Origin of the sequence: Microbispora sp. H13382 (assembly GCF_014161445.1) — a bacterium.
Taxonomy (GTDB): Bacteria; Actinomycetota; Actinomycetes; order Streptosporangiales; family Streptosporangiaceae; genus Microbispora.
The window spans coordinates 1-18,469 of the sequence record NZ_JABBXA010000023.1 but is presented as its reverse complement, the minus strand read 5'-3'; the positions used below and the strand labels follow the sequence as shown (position 1 = coordinate 18,469).

Below are 18,469 nucleotides of genomic sequence, written 5' to 3'. Positions count from 1 at the left end.
GGTCTGTCGCGGGACCCCCAATATGAGAAGGGCTCGTCGCTGATGGGTACGCCGGCGCCGCTCGGTCTTCAGGGTGCCTACGCACGTGGCCATCGCAGCAACTACGACGAGTTGCGCACCCGTCTCCTCGACGTCGCCAACGGGCTGCTCGCCAAAGCCGGGCCGGAAAGCCTGACCGTACGCAGGATCGCCGCCGAGGCCGGCTGCTCGACCCAGGTCATCTACACGATGTTCGGCAGCAAGGAGGGACTGGCCGAGGCGCTCTACCTGGAGGGCTTCGAGCGGTTCCGCCGCCGGCTGGAGGCAGTGCCGAAGCGCGACGACCCGCTGGAGCACCTGAGCCTGCTCGGCCCCGCGTACCGGGAGGCGGCGCTGGCCGAGCCCGGTTACTACAGCCTGATGTTCGAGCGGGCCATCCCCGGCTTCGTGCCGAGCGAGCGCGCCCGCACGCTCGCGAGGGCCGCGCTCAACATCGTGGACCGGGTGATCGCCGACTGCATCTCCGCCGGTCACCTGGTGCCCACGCAGCCCCGGAAGATCGCCGATGCGCTGTGGGCCGCAGCTCAGGGTGCGCTCGGCCTGGAACGTGCCGGACATCTGCCTGACGGCAAGACGTACGAGATCGTCACGAACGCCACCATCCGCTCTTTCCTCGCCCGCCCCTCGGCCTGAGCCCGGTCTAAGCCCGGTCTGAGCTACAGGCACAGCGCGATCCACAGCTCGGCCCGGACGGCGGGATCGTCCAGATCACGGCCGAGTAGCTCGCTCACCCGCTTCATGCGGTACCGGAGGGTGTGCCGGTGCACGCCCAGGCGTTGGGCCGCCGCGTCCCAGTGGCCGTTGCTGGCCAGGTAGGCGCGCAGCGATTCGACCAGATCGGCGCGCGAGCCGTACTCGCGGAGCGGCGCGAGGATCGCCGCGGCGAACGACGCGGCGGCGGCCGGGTCGATCAGCGACAGCAGCCCGCGCCCGGCCAGTTCGCTGAAGCGCGCCACCGGGGAGGCCGAGACGAGCGCCCGTCTCGCCTGGTCGAGAGCACAGTCCAGAGCACGGTCCAAAACACGGTGCAGGGCGCGGTCCGGGGCGTGGTCGGGAGCACGGTCCGGGGCACGGTCCGCGGCGCGGTCTGCGGCGCGGTCGTCCCAGGCCTCCGCGCGCATCTCCGCAAGGCTCTCCAACCGGCTTTCCGGCCGGCTCTCCACCCGGTTGTCCGGCCGGCTCTCCACCCGGTTGTCCACCCGCGCGGAGGCCGCGATCTCCACGCCGGGCGCGCTGACGCCCACCCGGCCGTGCCGCGCGGCCAGCGCGACGACCTCGTCGGCGCAGGAATCCGGGGCCAGCACGACGAGCAGCCCCTCCCAGTGGGCGGTGAAGCACGGGGGAACGGCCCGCGACGCCGTCCCGGCGCCCGGCGCGCCCTTCGCCTCATGGGCGCCCGCCGCGGCCGGCCGGCGCCCGCCGGTGGAGTGCGGTGCCGCGCCGGTCAGGGCCTCGGTCAGCGCCTCGGGGTCGGGGGTGTCGCAGGCGAGGACCGTGACCGGCTCCCGGGGCAGCCGCATGCCCAGGGCCGACAGGGTCTCCGCGGCGGCCCGCGCCTCACCGGCCAGCAGCAGCCGGAGCACCGCCGAGCGCACGTGCGCCGCGGCCGACCGCTGCTCCCTGCCCTGTTCCAGCGCGAGCGTCAGCAGGGACCCGGCCGCGTTGACGACCGTATGCGCGATGGGCGCGAACGGCCGCGGCGAGCCCACCGCGAAGAAGCCCCTGCGGCCCAGTGGCTGGACGACGACATGCTCGTCCGGGGTGGCCAGCGCGAGGCTCGACAGCGACGGCGCGTTCCGCAGCCGGGCGATCTCGGGCTCGAGCGACCGGGCCGTCTCCCCCGCCCAGTCCGCCGCCGCGCCGCGCGTGCCGGCCGGACCGGCGCGGCGGCCGGTCGCGTCGGCGGCGTGCCGTACGGCGCCCGAGGGGTCCAGCAGCAGCGCCCAGCCGCCGATCTCCCGCGCCAGCCGGTCCACCACGGCCACCGGCCCCTCGCGCTGCAGCGCGGCGCGGGTGAGCCTGCCCTGAGCCGCGAAGGCGCGGCTGATCTCCTCGTACTGCTCTCCGGCGAGCAGGTCGCTGACGGCCTTGCCGATCGCGATGAAGGGGGTGTCCCTCGGCACCTCGACCAGCGGCAGCCCGGCGGCCTCGGCCGCCTCCGCGAACCCGGGCGGCACGGCCTCGTGGCTCAGCCCCACCCCGAACCCCAGCCCGGTGACGCCCCGGGCCACGAGCCGGGAGACGTACGGCACGGCGTCGCCGGCGGACAGGCGCATGCCGGTCGTGAGCACCAGTTCGCCGCCCTCGAGGAACGGCGTCGGATCCTCCAGCTCGCTCACCGCGACCCAGCGGACCTGCCGGTCGAGGCCGTTGCGCCCCGCGAGGACCGCGAGGTGGAGCGGTACGATCGCGGTGATCCGGCGCAGCGTGGGTGCCACTGCTCTTCCCCCCGAACAGCCGGCTTGTCCTTACCGGCCAAAAGTACGCCTATATTCTGACATAGCGGCATATCGGCAGGTGGCGGCGGCGGTCGTACGGTCTCAGGTATGAGCACTGCCACCACGCACGGCGGCCCGCAGCTCCCCCAGGAGCGCCGCCTCGTCACCGAGATCCCCGGCCCGCGGTCCCGCGAGCTGTTCGCGCGCAAGCAGTCCGCCGTGCCTCCGGGCATCGGCACCACGCTGCCCGTCTTCGTGACCCACGCGGGCGGCGGTGTGATCGTCGATGCGGACGGCAACTCGCTGATCGACTTCGGCTCCGGCATCGCCGTGACCAACGTCGGCAACGCCGCCCCCCGGGTCGTCGAGCGCGTGCAGAAGCAGGTCGCCGACTTCACCCACACCTGTTTCATGGTCGCCCCGTACGAGTCGTACGTCGCGGTCTGCGAGAAGCTCAACGAGCTCACGCCCGGCGACCACGAGAAGCGGACGTTCCTGGTCAACAGCGGTGCGGAGGCCGTCGAGAACGCGGTCAAGGTCGCCCGGCACGCCACCGGGCGGCAGGCGGTCGTCGTCTTCGACCACGGCTACCACGGCCGCACGCTGCTGACGATGACGCTGACGGCCAAGAGCATGCCGTACAAGCACGGTTTCGGGCCGTTCGCGCCCGAGGTGTACCGGGTGCCGCTCGCCTACCCGTTCCGCTGGCCGACCGGCCCGGACAACTGCGCCGAGGAGGCCGCGGCGCAGGCGATCGACATGATCAACAAGCAGATCGGCGCGGAGAACGTCGCGGCGGTGGTCATCGAGCCGATCGCGGGCGAGGGCGGCTTCATCGAGCCGGCCCGCGGCTTCCTGCCGAAGATCGTGGAGTTCTGCCGCGCCAACGGCATCGTGTTCATCGCCGACGAGGTGCAGACGGGCTTCGCCCGCACCGGCCACATGTTCGCCTGCGAGGACGAGGGCATCGTCCCGGACATCATCACCACCGCCAAGGGCATCGCCGGCGGCCTTCCGCTGGCGGCGGTGACCGGCAGGGCCGACCTGCTCGACCACGTCCACAGCGGCGGCCTCGGCGGCACGTACGGCGGCAACCCGCTCGCCTGCGAGGCGGCCCTGGGCGTGCTGGAGACCATCGAGCAGGACAAGCTCGTCGATCGGGCCCGGCACATCGGCGAGGTCATGCTGCCCCGCCTGCGCGCCATCCAGGAGCGCAACCCGATCATCGGGGACGTGCGCGGACGCGGCGCGATGATCGCCGTGGAGCTCGTGGTGCCCGGCACCAAGGAGCCCTACCCGGCCGCCGAGATCGCGCGCAGGTGCCACGAGCAGGGCCTGCTCGCGCTCACCGCCGGGACGTACGGCAACGTGCTGCGCTTCCTGCCGCCGCTCGTCATCCCGGACCACCTGCTCGAGGAGGGCCTCGCCATTCTGGAGAAGGCACTCAACGTGGAGTAGACCGTTTAAACAACATCAAAAGGGGCACCCGGTCTGTTCCGAGGTGTCCCTTTTGTTGTTGTACGGCTTGCGTTATGCCTCGATTTAACCATCGCTTGGCCCGACTCGCGCCGATCACGAAGGGTAACCGCGTTATAACGGTTCCGATAGGCGATCGAGGGGGGACTTTGATGGGCTGGAACCCGAACGGCGCCGAGCGGCTCATGCTGACGTTCGACCCTGCCGGCCTCACCACCACGCAGCGCGACGGCGACGCCTGCGTCGTCTGCCACAAGAAGTGGCCCCGCCCCCGGGTCAAGGTCGGGATGCTGCCCGACAACGCCCCCGTCCACGCCTGCGACGACTGCGCCGAGGCCCTGCTGCCCGCCCCCGAGGGCAAGGTGCCGCTGCCCCGCCGCTCCCGGGCGGCCATGTCCTGACCCAGGGCTGCCCCTGTTCCCCAGACCTCCCACCTTCGAGATCACCGCACCCTGCGGGCGGACGGATTACGCGGCGCGTCGCCGCCGGCTCCGGCCGCGCGCACCGGGCCGCGCTCGCCTGTCTCCCCCCGCCCTTGACGGAGCCCGATCTCAGGTCGCCAGATCCTCCAGGTGGGCGGCCAGCACCGCGCTGACGCGCTCGGGCGGCATCGACTCCGGCCTGGCCAGGACGTGCACGGTCAGGCCGTCGATGAGGGCACGCAGCCGCACCGCCTCGAACTCGGCGTCCCGATGCCCGGCGAGCTCCCCCTCCGCGGCGAGCGCGCGGACGGCCGAGGTCGTCGCCTCCACCAGACCGTCGTCCGCGTGGCGCAACCAGTCGGCGGCGACCGGGTCGCCCTGGGCCCGCGCGGTCAGCTGCAGCCAGACCTCGGCCTCCGCGCGCCGTTCCGGGTCCATCGGCAGCAGTTCCTCGATCAGGCGGCGTACGGCGACGCGGACGGGTCCGTCGAAGACGGTGCTCGCGATGCGCGCGCGGACCCGCGCGATGACGTGCTCCATCGCGAAGGCGAGCAGCTCCGCCTGGGTCGAGAAGTAGTGCCGTAGCGCGCTCGGGGACCAGCCGGCCTCCGCGGCGATGCTGCGGACGGTGGCGGCGCCGACGCCGTCCCTGCGCACGACCCGCCACAGCGCCTCGGCGATCTCCTCACGCCGCACCCGGCGATCCACGATCTTCGGCACAGCTCCTCCAGCCACGCGACCCGCCATTTTTTATAGCACAATGTGTGAGAAACCTTCGTAGCACACGGTGCGAAAAAAGGAGCCGGCATGCTGTTCGGACTGATCGTCGCCTGCGAGGTGGCGTTCTGGGTACTCCTGGTCGCGGGCCTCGCCGTCCGATACCTCCTGCGCCGGCAGCGGCTCGGCGGCCTGCTGCTGCTCGCCGTCCCCGTCGTCGACCTGGTCCTCCTTGTGGCGAGCGTCGTCGACCTCCGCGACGGCGGCCGGGCGGAGCTCACGCACGGGCTGGCCGCGGCCTACCTGGGGTTCAGCGTCGCCTTCGGGCACGACATGGTGCGGTGGGCCGACGCCAGGTTCGCCCACCGCTTCGCCGGAGGGCCGCCGCCCGACCGGCGCAAGCTTTACGGCAGGGAGCGGGCCCGGTACGAATGGCGCGCCTGGGGCAAGGGCGTGATCGGCTGGGCCGTCGCCTGCGGGCTGCTGCTGGCCGGCGTCGCGCTCGTCGGCGACCTCGACCGCTCGGCCGCGCTGCTGGAATGGGCCGGCCGCCTGACGTTCGTCATGGTGGTCTGGCTGGTGTTCTGGCCGGTCGCCTACACCCTCTTCCCCAAGCGCGCGCCCCGGGACGCCGGGACGCACCAATCCCTCAGCGGCGGGGCCGGGCGCTGACCTGCGTCAAGGTGCACCGGTCCGGCCGGGCGCCGCCCGTCAGGACACGACGCGCGACCAGCGCTCCACCCACTTGTCGTACGCCTCGGGCCGCACCGCGAAGTAGACGCCCCGGAACGCGCGGGCGGTGCCGACGCGGTAGTCCAGGCAGATCCGGCGGGCCGCGCCGGTGCACGCCCCCGGGTTGGCCGGGGCGAGGCCCGTCCAGGCGGACACCTTGCGCTGCACGTCCGCCGACATGGTGAAGTCCAGCCACTTGTACGCGCACGACGGATGCGGGGCCCGGGCCGACATCATCCACGCGTCGGCCCAGCCGGTCACCGGCCGGTCCGTCAGGGCCCTGACCGGCTTGTGCCCCCGCCTGAGCACGTCCAGGTGGTACGGCGTGGCCTGCGCGAGCCGTGCGGACCCGGTCGCGAAAGCCTGGACGACCTCGACGGGATCACGCCAGAAGACGCGGCGGCCGTCCGCGCCGGAAGAGACCAGCTCGGTGGCGGCGTCGAGCTGGGCGTCGGTGAGGTCGAACGGGTCCTTGATGTCCGCGCCGACGTCCCCGCCTCCGGCCTTGAGCACCAGCGCGGCGTCGGCGAGCGACAGCGGGCGGTCCCGCAGCAGCACCGGGCCCTTGTCCGCGAAGAGCGACTCCGGGCCGTCGGGACTGACCTTGCCGGTGTCGTAGAGGACCTCGTTGGTCGCCCAGACGTACGGCACGCCGTACACCCGCTCGTCCCGGGTGACCGACGGCAGCGTCCGCAGCCGCTTGGGGATCTTGTCGTAGCCCTGCAGCAGAGCGGTGTTGAGCGGGGCGGCCCTGCCCTCGTTCATCAGCCGGCCGCCCACCTCGGGCGTCGCCGAGATCACGTCGAACGACGACGGCGGGAAGTCGCCCGGTTTCTCCTCCTGGCGGGGGTCGTAGTAGCGCAGGCTGACCTTGCAGCCCGTCTCCTTCTCGAACGTGCCGACCCACTTGACCTTGGGATCGACGCCGCCCCACTCGGCGTACCCGTCGATCGCGACCACGCTGAGCGTCCCCTCGCCCGGCCCGAGGGACGCGGCGGGGGTGGGCGTGGGGCCGGCGGAGGACGGACCGGCGCCGGCGCTGCGGGACGCGGTCGCCGCGACCGCCGAGGTGCCCGGCGTCGCCACCTCCGTCTCGGGCACGGGCCCGCCGCCGCAGGCGGCCGCGAGCAGGCCCGCGGCCGCGACCGTCCCGGCCAGATGTGTACGGCGCACGCACGACCCCCGTGAGAGAAGACGGACGCCCCGAGCCTACTAAGCCCTGCCGGTCCGGGGCGCCGCCCGCCGCGTCAGGCGTTGGTGGGGAAGCCCAGGTTCACGCCGCCGTGGGAGGGATCGAGCCACCGCGAGGTGACGACCTTGCCCCTGGTGTAGAAGTGGACCCCCTCGGTGCCGTGCACGTGCGTGTCGCCGAACAGCGAGGCCTTCCAGCCGCCGAAGCTGTAGAAGGCCATCGGCACCGGGATCGGCACGTTGACGCCGATCATGCCGACCTCGACCTCGTTCTGGAAGCGCCGGGCCGCGCCGCCGTCGTTGGTGAAGATCGCCGTGCCGTTGCCGTACTCACCGGTGTTGATCAGCTCCAGGCCCTCCTCGTACGAGCGGACGCGCACGATCGACAGCACCGGGCCGAAGATCTCCTCACGGTGGACGCGGGAGTTCGGCGGCACGTGGTCGAGGACGGTGGGACCGAGCCAGAAGCCGTCTTCCCGTCCGCCGCGCACCGGCGTCTCCCGGCCGTCGACCACGAGCTTGGCCCCCTCCTCGACGCCGAGGTCGAGGTAGGACGCCACCTTGTCGCGGTGGGCGGCGGTGACGAGCGGGCCCATCTGCGACTCGGGATCGTTCCCCGGGCCGATCTGGAGGTCCCGCACCCGCGACACGATCTTCTCGACCAGCTCGTCGCCGATCGGGTCGACCGCCAGCACCACGGAGATCGCCATGCACCGCTCCCCCGCCGAGCCGAAGCCCGCCGAGACGGCCGAGTCGGCGACCAGGTCGAGGTCGGCGTCGGGCAGCACGAGCATGTGGTTCTTGGCCCCGCCGAGCGCCTGCACCCGCTTGCCGTGGGCCGTGCCGGTCTCGTACACGTACCGCGCGATCGGCGTGGAGCCGACGAACGACACGGCCCGTACGGCCGGGTGCTCCAGCAGCCGGTCCACCGCCACCTTGTCACCCTGGACGACGTTGAACACGCCGTCCGGCAGGCCCGCCCGCCGCCACAGCTCCCCGAGCAGCAGGGATGCGGAGGGGTCGCGCTCGGAGGGCTTGAGCACGAAGGTGTTCCCGCAGGCGATGGCCACGGGGAACATCCACATCGGGACCATCGCCGGGAAGTTGAACGGCGTGATGCCCGCCACCACGCCGAGCGGCTGGCGGATCGAGTAGGAGTCGACCCGGGTCGAGACGTTCTCCGAGTAGCCGCCCTTGAGCAGGTGGGGGATGCCGCAGGCGAACTCCACGACCTCCAGTCCGCGGGCCACCTCGCCGAGCGCGTCGGAGTGCACCTTGCCGTGCTCGGCGGTGATCAGCGCGGCCAGGTCGTCGCGGTGCGCGTCGAGCAGCTCGCGGAACCGGAACAGGATCTGGGTGCGCTTGATGAGTGAGGCGTCGCGCCAGGCGGGGAAGGCCCGCGCGGCCGCCTCGACCGCCGCGTCGACCTCCTCGGCCGAGGCGAGCGCCACCTGCCCGCTCACCTCGCCGGTGGCGGGGTCGAACACCTCCGCCGTACGACCGGCGCCCTCGACGACCTCGCCGCCGATCCAGTGGTTAACGCGCTTCATCGTTGACGGCCTCCAAAGCGGTGACGAGGATGCCCAGGCCCTCGCGGGCCTCGTCCTCGGTGAGGGTGAGCGGCGGCGCCATCCGCAGCGTGTTGCCGTACAACCCGCCCTTGCCGACGAGCAGGCCGAGCTTCCTGGTCTCCTCCAGGAAGCGGGCGGCGAGCGCCGGGGCGGGCGCCTTGGTGGCGGGGTCGACCAGTTCGACGGCGAACATCAGCCCCTTGCCGCGTACGTCGCCGACGACGGGCAGCCGGCCGGCCGCCTCGCGCAGCCCGCCGATGATGATCTCGCCGGTCCTCGCGGCGTTGGCCTGCAGGTCGTGGTCGAGCACGTAGTCGAGGGTGGCGTTGGCCGCCGCCATCGAGATCGGGTTGCCGCCGAACGTGGCCACACCGGCGGCGTGCGGGCCGTCCATGAGGTCGCCGCGCGCCACGACGCCGCCGACGGCGAAGCCGTTGCCGAGCCCCTTGGCGAAGGTCATCATGTCCGGCGTCACGCCGTGGTTCTGGATCCCGAAGAACGCCGAGCCCGTACGGCCCCAGCCGGTCTGCACCTCGTCGGAGATGAGCAGGATGCCCTCCTCGTCGAGGACCTCCTTGTACGCCGCGAACAGCCCGTCGGGAGCCATCGTGAAGCCGCCCACGCCCTGGATCGGCTCGGCGATGAGGGCGGCGACGTCCTTGGTGACGGCGGTGGCGAGCACGTGACGCAGGTCGTCCACGCAGGCGGCGATGTAGTCGGCGTCCGACATGCCGCGGAACTGCGCCAGGTGCTTGTCGGCGCCGTGCAGGAAGTGCACGTTGAGCGGCGACAGCGAGTTGTTCTTCCACGACCGGTTGGAGGTCACGCTGACCGCGCCGAAGGACCGGCCGTGGTAGCTCTGCCGCATGGCGAGCACCTGGTCGGACCCGCGGGCGTAGGTGGCCAGCAGCAGGGCCGTCTCGTTGGCCTCGGTGCCGGAGTTGGTGAAGAAGACCTTCGCGTCCGGGATGCTGGACAGCCGGGCGATCTTCTCGGCCAGCTCGACCTGGCCGCGGATGAGATACAACGTCGAGGTGTGGACGACGCCGGTGGCGAGCTGGCGCTCGACGGCCTCCCGCACCTCGGGCACGTCGTACCCGATCATGTTGGTCAGGATCCCGGCGAAGAAGTCGAGATAGCTCTTCCCGTTCGCGTCGACGACGCGATTCCCCTTGCCGCCGACGATCTCGATGGGCTCGTTGTAGTACAGGGCCATCCAGTTCGGCATGACCGCGCGATGGCGTGCGAGAAGGTCCGACATGCTCTGAAGTATCCCGGCTGACGGGTGACCGGCTCACCCGTCAGCCTGTCTGGGATCTCGCGAAGTTCGCTTACACAGTGGTGGGTGCCGCGGTCTCCGTCGCGGGAGCCGCGCCGGCGGCCTTCCGGCGCAGGACCAGCAGCGCGACCAGGGCCGCCGCGAGCGAGCAGCCCGCGCCCAGCCATGAGCCGACGGACATCGCCGACACGAACGCCTCGCGTCCGGCGGCGGCCACGGCGGAGTCGCCGAGGTTCACCGCGACGCCGATCGACTCGCGCGCCGCCGGCGGCGCCGACTCCGGCATGGCCGCGGTGTACGCGCCGGCGAGCACGCTGCCGAGGACGGCCACGCTGAGCGCCATGCCGACCTGCTGCACCGTGTCGTTGAGCGCGGAGCCGACCCCGGCGCGCTCGGGCGGCACCGCCCCCATCAGCGTGGCGTACGACGCGGGACCGGCCAGGCCGCCGCCCACTCCCATGACCATCAGGCCGGCGATCAGCGTGCCGTATCCGCCGGTGAGCGTGGACAGCAGCACGAACCCGGCGGCCATGACGACCAGGCCGGTGACGATCAGCGTCCGGTTGCTCACCTTCTTGCCGAGAGCCGCGCCGAGGCCGTTGAACACCATCGCGGCCACCACGTACGGCAACAGGGCGAAACCGGCCTTCAGCGGGTCGTAGCCGAGGACGAACTGCAGATACTGCGTGATGGCCAGCATCAGCGCGCCCGCGCCGAACGACAACAGCACGATGGAAAAGCACGCGCCGCTGAACGAGCGGTCGCGGAACAGGCCGAGCGGCAGCATGGGGTGGGCGTTGCGGCGTTCCCACAGCACGAACGCCAGCAGCGCGGCCGCCGAGACCGCCACGGTCAGGGGGTTGAAGTGCCCGCCGGGCGCCGAGATGACGGCCCAGACCAGCCCGCCCATCCCGGCCGTGGACAGGATCACGCCGAGCGGGTCGGCCCGCCGCGCCTCGCCGTACGTCTCGGGCATGAGCGCGAAGGCCGCGACGATCGCCAGCACCGCGATCGGCACGTTGATCAGGAAGACCGACCCCCAGTAGTAGTGCCGGAGCAGGAACCCGCCGATCGTCGGACCGGCGATGACACCGACCATGGCGACCGAACTCCAGGCGGCGATGGCCTTGCGCCGCTCGCTCTCGTCGAACACGGTGATCAGGATCGACAGCGTCGACGGCATCACGCAGGAGCCGCCGACGCCCATCAGCGCGCGGGCGGCGATGAGCTGCCAGGGTTCGGTGGCGAGCGTGGCCGCCAGGGAGGCCCCGCCGAAGAACGCCAGGCCGATCACGAGCATCCGCCGCCTGCCGTACCGGTCGGACAGGCTGCCCGCAGTGAGCAGCAGGCCCGCGAACACCAGCACGTACGCGTCGATGATCCACTGCACGTCGGACGGCGTGGCGCCGAGGTCGCGCATGAACGACGGGATCGCCAGGTTGAGGACGGTGTTGTCCACGACCAGGGTCAGCAGGCTCAGGCAGAGGACGCCGAGGATCCACCAGCGTCGGGGATGAGACATGAGAGTCACCTCGAACAGTGTGCGAGTACTGTCGGACACTGTACGACTGAGTCGAACACTGTGCGAGCGAATATTGTGAGGCCGTGTCAGCGAAGCCGTTCTCCTCGGTCTGGACCCGCGAGCGCAAGGGAGCGCGTGAGCAGGGCCTCAGCCGTGACCAGATCGTCCGGGCGGCCGTGGAGCTGCTCGACGCCGAGGGCCTCGACGCCCTCAGCATGCGCAAGCTCGGCGCCCGGCTCGGGGCGGGTGCGACCAGCCTCTACTGGCACGTGGCGAACAAGGACGAGCTGATCGAGCTCGTGATGGACGAGGTCTACGCGACCGTCGTGCTGCCCGAGGGCGCCGACTGGCGGGAGACGGCACGGGTGTTCGCCTACAGCATGCGCCAGGCGGTCCTCGGGCATCCCTGGAGCGCGAGCCTCATCGGCGTGGTCCCCGCGCTCGGGCCGAACGCGCTCACCGCGTCCGACCGGCTGATGGGGGCGTTCGCCCGCGCCGGTTTCGAGGGGATCGACGTGGATTACGCCATGACGGCCGTGGTGTCGTACACGCTGGGCGGCACGATTCCCGAGGTCGCCTTCCTCAGTGCGGTGGAGGCCACGGGCCAGAGCCTCGCGGAGATGCAGGCCGCCGTGGACCCGATCGTGATGAAGGTGGCGGCCGACCGGCCCAACCTGCTGGAGCGCTACCGGTCCTACGCGAGCGAGAACTTCGACCCCCTCGTGGCCCGGCGGCTCGCCTTCGAATTCGGGCTGACGGCTCTTCTGGAGGGCCTCGGCACGCGCCTGCGCTGAGATCAGGCCCTCAATGTGTCAGCTACTGGGGGGTCATCCTTACATAATGATCAGGTAGCCTCTGAGCATGCTCCCCACGGTCGCCGACGTGCTCGCGCTGGACACCGTCCGGCGCGGCAGCCCCCGGGTGGTGGCGGGCGGCGACCGGCTCGACACCAGGGTCCGGTGGGTCCACGTGGGCGAGGTGCACGACATCGCCCACCTGTTACGCGGCGGCGAGCTGGTCCTCACGACGGGTGTGGCGCTGCCGAGCGAACCCGACAAGCTGGCCGACTACATCTGCGAGCTGGCCGCGGTCGGCGCCTCGGGCCTGATCGTGGAGCTCGGCCGCAGGTTCGTCCGCGAGCTGCCGAGGCCAGTGGTCAAGGCGGCGGAGGAGCATGGGCTGCCCCTGATCACGCTGGCCCGCGAGACGCCCTTCGTGCAGATCACCGAGTCGGTCCACGCGCGGATCATCGACATCCAGCTCCAGGAGCTGCGGGCCTCCGAGCAACTGCACGAGGTGTTCACCGAGCTGTCGGTCGAGGGCGCGTCCCCGGCGGAGGTGCTCAACCAGGTCACCCGGTTCTCCGGCCGCCCGGCGCTGCTGGAGAACCTCGCCCACCAGGTCCTGGCGTGCGACGCCGCCGGAGGCGACACCGGAACCGTGCTGGCCAACTGGGAGACCAGGTCGCGCGCGGTGATGCCGGCCGAGCGGACCGCCTACGACGCCGCCTCCGGGTGGCTGGTGACCATGGTCGGCGCCCGTGGCCAGGACTGGGGACGGCTCATCCTGCTGTGCGACGGCCCGCCCAGCCCCCGTGACATCGTGCTGGCCGAACGCGCGGCGACCACGCTCGCGCTCAGCCGCCTGCTGGAGCGGCACCAGGAGTCCCTGGAGCGGCAGGCGCACGGGACCATACTGAACGGCATCCTCACCCACGCGTACGCCGACCCCGACGAGGCAGCCGCCCGCGCCCGCGCCGTCGGCGTCCCGCTCACCGGCCGCAGGCTCGTGAGCGCCGTCATCCGGCTGACCGCGCCCGCCGGCACCGCGCTGGGCGAACAGGCCAGGCTGGGCGAGCTCGCCGAGGCCTGCGCCGCCGCCTGCCGCGAGGCCAAACTGCCCGCACTGATCGGGGCTCTGGACCAGAGCCGCGTCGGAGTGCTGCTGCCGCTGCCGCCCCGCATGGCCGCGGAGACGGCGCTCGACGCGCTGGCCGAGCGCCTGCGGGCGAACTTCGCCACGCCGTTCGTGCTCGCGGCCGGCTCGGTCGTCGAGTCCATCAAGGACGTACGGCGGAGCTTCCTGGAGGCCGAGCAGGTGGCGGAGGTGGCCGTGCGCCAGCCCGACGGCCGGCCGTTCTACCGGCTCCCCGACCTGCGGCTGCGCGGCCTGCTGCACCTGCTGCGCGACGACGCCCGGCTGCAGACCTTCGCCGAGCGCGAGCTGGGGCCCCTGCTGGCCTACGACGCCCAGCGGCACGGCGACCTGACCAGGATCCTGCGCATCTATCTCGACGCGGGACGCAACAAGGCGGTGGCCGCGCAGAAGGCCCATCTGTCCCGCCCCGCCTTCTACGACCGCCTGCGGCGGCTCGAACGCGTCCTCGACACCGACCTCGACGACGTCGAGTCGTGCCTGTCGCTGCACGTCGCGCTGCTGGCTCTGGAGACCTTCCGCCGCGAGACCACCTGAACGAGCTCTCCGCATAGCCGAGTCGATGGCCGGGGCAGACGATTTGACCCGTTAAGGCGCTCGCTGGGCGGCTCCTCGCGGACTTGCCGACACCCAGAAGGTAGGTATGTCGTCCCGGGTGTAAGGTCTACCGCACCCGACTACTCTTCGTATGCTCGCACTCACGGGCTGAATCGTGCTTACCTCGAAACGTGCCCACGATGAGCGAACCCAAAATCAGCCCGACGGTCGTGGTCCGGGCCCTGTCCGCGCGTTTCCCCAAATGGACCATCTGGTGGGGCGAGGCCACCACGCACTACTGGGGTATGTCCCGGCGGCGCGACGGGCTGCTCGTCCACATCGAGGCCCGGTCCGCGCAGGAGTTCGTGCAGCGAGCGCGGGAAATCGACGCCAACACCCCTTGATGCACTTATATGCATGAATGTCCGATTCGACATATGAGAGCTGCCGAAGTCGTCTGGGAAATTCATGCGCTTTAGCGGGTTTCCGTCGTCTTCGTACGCAATCGTCGCCACGATAGTCCCGCAAGGATCACCGAGCGGGAGCAATCGCATGAAACGCCGCCTAATCGTCGGGGCCGCCGCGCTGGCCCTGACGACGACCATCTCTTCGGCACCGGCCACCGCCGAGCCCGTCGCCGGACTGCCGACGACGACCTTTCCCCTCGGTGAGCCCGGGATCCCGAAGTCGGCGGCCAAGAGCCTGGCCCCCGGCGTCAGCTACTTCACCCTCAGGCACGGCAATCCGCAGGAGGGATACACGGTCAGCGTCGTCCTCGCGGGCAAGGACTTCATGTCCGAAGCCAAGGCACAGGCCCAGGCGACGGCCGTGCAGGCGGCGGGCCTCGAGCCCCTCATCGTCAAGTTCACCAGGCCCGCCGTCGCCGACCACCCCGCCGGCGACTACTTCATGGTGCGGGTGGGCAACTGGCCGCTCGACCAGAAGGCCGCGGCGGCCGAGGTCGTCAAGCAACTCAAGGACGCCGGGGTGAGCGCGAAGGTCGACTTCCAGGGCGACGACGGCTTCGTCACCACCGGCCCCTGGGATATGCGGGTCATCGTGGTCGACCCGCGGAAGTTCCGCGGCTCCTTCGAGGCGTCGCTGGGCACGAGCGTCGCCAAGCGCGAGAAGGTCTCGGCCATGGCCTCCGCCGCCGGGGCGCTCGCCGCCGTGAACGGCGGTTTCTTCGACATCCACACGCTGCCCGCCTTCCGTGGCGATCCGACGGGCATCTCCGTCGTCCGCGGCAAGCTGCTCAGCGAGGCCGTCGCCGGCCGCGTGGGCCTGGTCCTGCGGGGCCGTACTGCGCGCGTCACCGAGCTGTCGTCCACGGTGGTCGCCCATGCGGCCGACGGGACCACGGCCGAGGTGACCGGCATCAACCGGGTGCCGAAGCCGGACGAACTGGTCATGTACACCGAGGAACTCGGGCGGGACACCCCGCAGGACGACGGGATCGAGGTGGTCCTCGACGCGTCCGGCAGGGTGACCGCCGTCCGCGCGTCCGGCGGTCCCGTGGCACCGGGGACCCGCGTGCTGCACGCCGTCGGAGCCGCCGCCGACTGGCTGTCGCAGCGCGCGGGCGAGGGCACGACCATCACGGTCACGACCCGGGTCACCGACCTGCGGACGAACAAGGCCATCCCGCTGACCCCGGAGACCAACATCATCGGCGGCGCGATCGGCCTGGTCCGGAACGGCAGGACCTCGATCACCGCGTCGCGGGACGGCATGGCCAACACCAACATGATCCTGCGGCGCCATCCGCGCACGCTCGCCGGCGTCACCCGCGACGGCAAGCTCGTCATCGCGGTCGTCGACGGCCGCCGGCCGGGCAGCACGATCGGCGCGTCCTTCTTCGAGGCGGCCGCGCTCATGCGCTGGCTCGGCGCGCGCGACGCGGTCAACCTGGACGGCGGCGGGTCGAGCACCATGGTCCTCGGCAAGAAGGTGGTCAACCATCCGTCCGACGGCGCCGAGCGGGGGGTCGGCGACGCCCTCTTGATCGTCGGCGCGCGCTGATCCCGATCAGGCGGGGGAGGCGCCGAACCGGGGCACGTGCCGGACCGGGGTACACGCGAACCCGCTCAGGCGGGGGGCGCCGCGAGGAGCCGGGCGATCGTGTCGTCGTCGCAGGTGTCCCAGAACGTCCCGACCGTGTCTTCGAGGTGGTCGAACGAGGCCGCCTCGAAGAGGACCTCCTGATACTTCGTGATGTCGTAGTGGGTGGTCCCCATCGCGGCGAGGTCGAGCGGGCGGATGTCCATTCCGCGGAACTCCTCGATCTCGCCGTACGAGCTGAGGATCCCCGCGCCGTACGCCCTGAGTTCGCCGTCCTCCCGCATGACGCCGAACTCCAGGGTGAACCAGAACACCTTGGACACGAACTCCAGCGCCTCGTCGGTCTCCACCCGGCGGGCCGCCCGGCCGGCGGCCCGGTACAGCGCGGCGAACCGGGGTGACGCCAGCGTGTTGGCGTGCCCGATCACCTCGTGGATGACATCCGGCTCAGGAGTGTAGAACGGCACGGAATGGTGCCGGATGTACTGGGTGGAGTGGAACAGGCCGTCGGCCAGGACGCCGTAGAACTCGCGGAGCGGGACCAGCCCGGCGGCGGGCAGGTAGCGGAAACCGGTCAGCGGCTCCAGAAGGTCGCCGACCTCCTGAAGCTGCGGGATGCGGTCCTCCGGCAGGCCGAGCCGCGCCGTCGCCTCGAGGAACTCGCGCACCGCGTACTTCTGATGCTTGATCGCCAGTTCCTTGGTGACGAGCGCCCACACATGGTGCTCCTCGTCGGTGTACTCGGCCGTAGGGATGGGGGCACCCGGCTTGTGCACGAGCGCCAGCGCCGCGATCGCGTTGCGGCGCTGACGGTAGACGGCGTCCGCGAAACCGGGGTGGCTCGTGGCCAGCTCGACGACGACGGATCCATCATCCTTCGTCGCCACCGGAGCGAAATACTGCGCTTCTTCGAACATACTCCGATATGACAGCAAGTAACCGCTTAGCTGGCAAGAGTGACCAGCCGAGGTGTGCGAAACGCTCAAATCAGCGTTTTTTCGGGCCAGCGCACTGGTCGATTCGCTCAGTCCGGGCGTACCCTCGGCGCATGCTCGACGCGCTCGACAGCCGCCTGCTGACCACCATGCGGGCCAACCCCCGGATCGGGCTCACCGAACTGGCCCGCCTGCTCGGCGTGGCCCGCGGCACCGTGCAGTCGCGGCTGGACAAGCTCACCGCCCGCGGCGTCATCGGCGACTTCGGCCCGACGATCACGACAGAGCAGATCGGCTACCCCATCCTCGCCTTCGCCTCCCTGCAGATCGCTCAGGGCAAACTGACCGAGGCCGTGCGGTGGCTGGACGGCGTCCCGGAGATCCTCGAGGTCTACGGCACCAGCGGCCAGGCCGACCTGCTGTGCCGCGTGGTCGCCCGCAGCACCCCGCATCTTCAGGAAATCATCGCCCGGATCCTCGCCTCCCCCGCCATCCAGCGCACCGACACGACGATCGCCCTGTCGACCCAGATCCCCTTCCGCATCGAACCCCTGCTGGAGGCCGCGGTCGCACCGCCTGAGACGCGGTCACCGGCCTGAAACGCGGTCATCCGCATTGCGGGTCGCGGGCGCCGACGTTTGGGCCGCGTTCGTCGGCTCAGACGAACCGCGGCTCAGACGGATCTCGCGAGGCGGAAGCCGAGGTCGTCGATGCGGAACGTCGGGTGGCTCTTGCGGCGGCAGGACGCCCGGCATCCCCGGGGCAGATCATGCGCTCCTCCGCCCCGGAACACGCGGTAGGGACCGTAGACACTTGCGTCGTAGACGTCCCAGCACCATTCCCACACGTTGCCGATCATGTCGTACAGGCCCCACGCGTTCGGCTTCCTGGTCCCGACGTCGTGCACCCGCCCGGCGGAGTTCTCCCTGTGCCAGGCGATCTCGTCGAGGTCCCCGTACCGCACCCCGGTCGTCCCGGCCCGGCACGCGTATTCCCACTCCGCCTCGGACGGCAGGCGGTATCCGTCCGTGTCCCAGTCGCAGACCACGTCCTGCGCGTTGGGGTCGTCTCCGATCGCATAGCAAGGAGCCAGCCCCACCGCCTCTGAGAGGCTATTGCAGAACCGGACGGCGTCGATCCAGGACACATCAGTCATCGGCGTCAGTGATCCAGCCGAGCTCACCACGGCCTCATCGGTGACGGATCCATACAGCTCCCGGGTCACCGGAAAGGGCGCCAACAGGAAATCCCCGACCGCGCCCACCCAGCTCGTCCGCGTCCCCTCATCCCGAAGGAGAATCCTCCCTGCGGGAACTCGGATCATTCGCTCCGTGGTCACCTCAGCCGGCGACGATTCACGGCTCACCGTAGGGTCCTGCCCTTCGCCGTCGATTCCGTAGACGCGAGCCGAGGATGGGACGTGCCACCGCGGCAGCACGGCAACAAAAAAAGGGGCCACCCCGTGCGGGGTGGCCCCTTTTCAAAGTTTGTCCGGCGGTGTCCTACTCTCCCACACCGTCCCCGGTGCAGTACCATCGGCGCTGGCAGGCTTAACTTCCGGGTTCGGAAAGTAACCGGGTGTTTCCCTGCCGCTATAACCGCCGTAACCCCATG

Annotated in this window: 17 protein-coding genes and 1 rRNA gene; 9 read left to right on the top strand and 9 right to left on the bottom strand. The window is 71.1% G+C overall.

The window, feature by feature from the left end:
• Positions 1-42 precede the first annotated feature (42 nt).
• The gene (locus tag HHX41_RS33350; protein WP_169988926.1) at positions 43-672 is read left to right on the top strand and encodes a TetR/AcrR family transcriptional regulator; all 630 of its coding nucleotides are present in this window, start codon (positions 43-45) and stop codon (positions 670-672) included.
• A gap of 23 nt (positions 673-695) precedes the next feature.
• On the opposite strand, the gene HHX41_RS33340 is transcribed toward HHX41_RS33350, so the two are convergent.
• Positions 696-2,477 carry a PucR family transcriptional regulator gene (locus HHX41_RS33340; protein ID WP_310742300.1) on the bottom strand — a complete coding sequence of 594 codons (1,782 nt, stop codon included), beginning with the start codon at positions 2,475-2,477 and terminating at the stop codon, positions 696-698.
• A gap of 108 nt (positions 2,478-2,585) precedes the next feature.
• On the opposite strand from HHX41_RS33340, the gene gabT reads away from it, so the two are divergent.
• Positions 2,586-3,935: a 4-aminobutyrate--2-oxoglutarate transaminase gene (gene gabT / locus HHX41_RS33335; RefSeq protein ID WP_182909126.1), complete on the top strand. Its 1,350-nt coding sequence runs from the start codon at positions 2,586-2,588 to the stop codon at positions 3,933-3,935.
• Positions 3,936-4,105: 170 nt separating this feature from the next.
• Entirely contained in the window at positions 4,106-4,354 is a 249-nt protein-coding gene (locus HHX41_RS33330) for a hypothetical protein (protein WP_139576006.1), read from the top strand.
• Between the two features lie 150 nt (positions 4,355-4,504).
• Here the strand turns inward: HHX41_RS33330 and HHX41_RS33325 are convergent, their stop codons facing one another.
• Positions 4,505-5,095, bottom strand: a complete 591-nt coding sequence (locus HHX41_RS33325; RefSeq protein ID WP_182909125.1) for a TetR/AcrR family transcriptional regulator — start codon at positions 5,093-5,095, stop codon at positions 4,505-4,507.
• An 87-nt stretch (positions 5,096-5,182) separates the two neighbouring features.
• On the opposite strand from HHX41_RS33325, the gene HHX41_RS33320 reads away from it, so the two are divergent.
• Positions 5,183-5,764 carry a hypothetical protein gene (locus HHX41_RS33320; RefSeq protein ID WP_182909124.1) on the top strand — a complete coding sequence of 194 codons (582 nt, stop codon included), beginning with the start codon at positions 5,183-5,185 and terminating at the stop codon, positions 5,762-5,764.
• 39 nt (positions 5,765-5,803) lie between these two features.
• Here the strand turns inward: HHX41_RS33320 and HHX41_RS33315 are convergent, their stop codons facing one another.
• The 4 genes from HHX41_RS33315 to HHX41_RS33300 form a co-directional block, all read right to left on the bottom strand.
• Entirely contained in the window at positions 5,804-6,997 is a 1,194-nt protein-coding gene (locus HHX41_RS33315; protein WP_182909123.1) for an extracellular solute-binding protein, read from the bottom strand.
• 74 nt (positions 6,998-7,071) lie between these two features.
• The gene (locus HHX41_RS33310) at positions 7,072-8,565 is read right to left on the bottom strand and encodes a CoA-acylating methylmalonate-semialdehyde dehydrogenase (protein WP_182909122.1); all 1,494 of its coding nucleotides are present in this window, start codon (positions 8,563-8,565) and stop codon (positions 7,072-7,074) included.
• Positions 8,552-9,847, bottom strand: a complete 1,296-nt coding sequence (locus tag HHX41_RS33305; protein WP_182909121.1) for an aspartate aminotransferase family protein — start codon at positions 9,845-9,847, stop codon at positions 8,552-8,554. The genes HHX41_RS33310 and HHX41_RS33305 overlap by 14 nt, the downstream gene beginning before the upstream one ends.
• A 70-nt stretch (positions 9,848-9,917) precedes the next feature.
• Entirely contained in the window at positions 9,918-11,387 is a 1,470-nt protein-coding gene (locus HHX41_RS33300) for an MFS transporter (RefSeq protein WP_182909120.1), read from the bottom strand.
• A gap of 83 nt (positions 11,388-11,470) precedes the next feature.
• Between HHX41_RS33300 and HHX41_RS33295 the strand changes: the two genes are divergently transcribed.
• The 4 genes from HHX41_RS33295 (at position 11,471) to HHX41_RS33280 (ending at position 15,881) form a co-directional block, all read left to right on the top strand.
• A complete protein-coding gene (locus tag HHX41_RS33295) occupies positions 11,471-12,181 on the top strand; it encodes a TetR/AcrR family transcriptional regulator C-terminal domain-containing protein (RefSeq protein WP_182909119.1) in 711 nt (236 codons plus the stop codon).
• A gap of 67 nt (positions 12,182-12,248) precedes the next feature.
• Positions 12,249-13,859 (top strand): PucR family transcriptional regulator ligand-binding domain-containing protein, encoded by a 1,611-nt coding sequence (locus HHX41_RS33290; RefSeq protein WP_182909118.1) that lies wholly within the window; start codon positions 12,249-12,251, stop codon positions 13,857-13,859.
• 200 nt (positions 13,860-14,059) lie between these two features.
• Entirely contained in the window at positions 14,060-14,263 is a 204-nt protein-coding gene (locus tag HHX41_RS33285) for a hypothetical protein (RefSeq protein ID WP_169988936.1), read from the top strand.
• A 148-nt stretch (positions 14,264-14,411) separates the two neighbouring features.
• Positions 14,412-15,881 (top strand): phosphodiester glycosidase family protein, encoded by a 1,470-nt coding sequence (locus HHX41_RS33280; RefSeq protein ID WP_182909117.1) that lies wholly within the window; start codon positions 14,412-14,414, stop codon positions 15,879-15,881.
• Positions 15,882-15,946: 65 nt separating this feature from the next.
• Here HHX41_RS33280 and HHX41_RS33275 read toward each other — a convergent pair whose 3' ends face one another.
• A complete protein-coding gene (locus tag HHX41_RS33275) occupies positions 15,947-16,837 on the bottom strand; it encodes a phenylalanine 4-monooxygenase (protein ID WP_182909116.1) in 891 nt (296 codons plus the stop codon).
• Positions 16,838-16,968: 131 nt separating this feature from the next.
• Between HHX41_RS33275 and HHX41_RS33270 the strand changes: the two genes are divergently transcribed.
• Positions 16,969-17,454 carry an Lrp/AsnC family transcriptional regulator gene (locus HHX41_RS33270; RefSeq protein ID WP_182909115.1) on the top strand — a complete coding sequence of 162 codons (486 nt, stop codon included), beginning with the start codon at positions 16,969-16,971 and terminating at the stop codon, positions 17,452-17,454.
• Positions 17,455-17,528: 74 nt separating this feature from the next.
• On the opposite strand, the gene HHX41_RS33265 is transcribed toward HHX41_RS33270, so the two are convergent.
• The gene (locus HHX41_RS33265) at positions 17,529-18,179 is read right to left on the bottom strand and encodes an SUMF1/EgtB/PvdO family nonheme iron enzyme (RefSeq protein ID WP_182909114.1); all 651 of its coding nucleotides are present in this window, start codon (positions 18,177-18,179) and stop codon (positions 17,529-17,531) included.
• 165 nt (positions 18,180-18,344) lie between these two features.
• Positions 18,345-18,461: ribosomal RNA gene (gene rrf, locus HHX41_RS33260) — 5S ribosomal RNA — on the bottom strand.
• Positions 18,462-18,469: the final 8 nt, after the last annotated feature.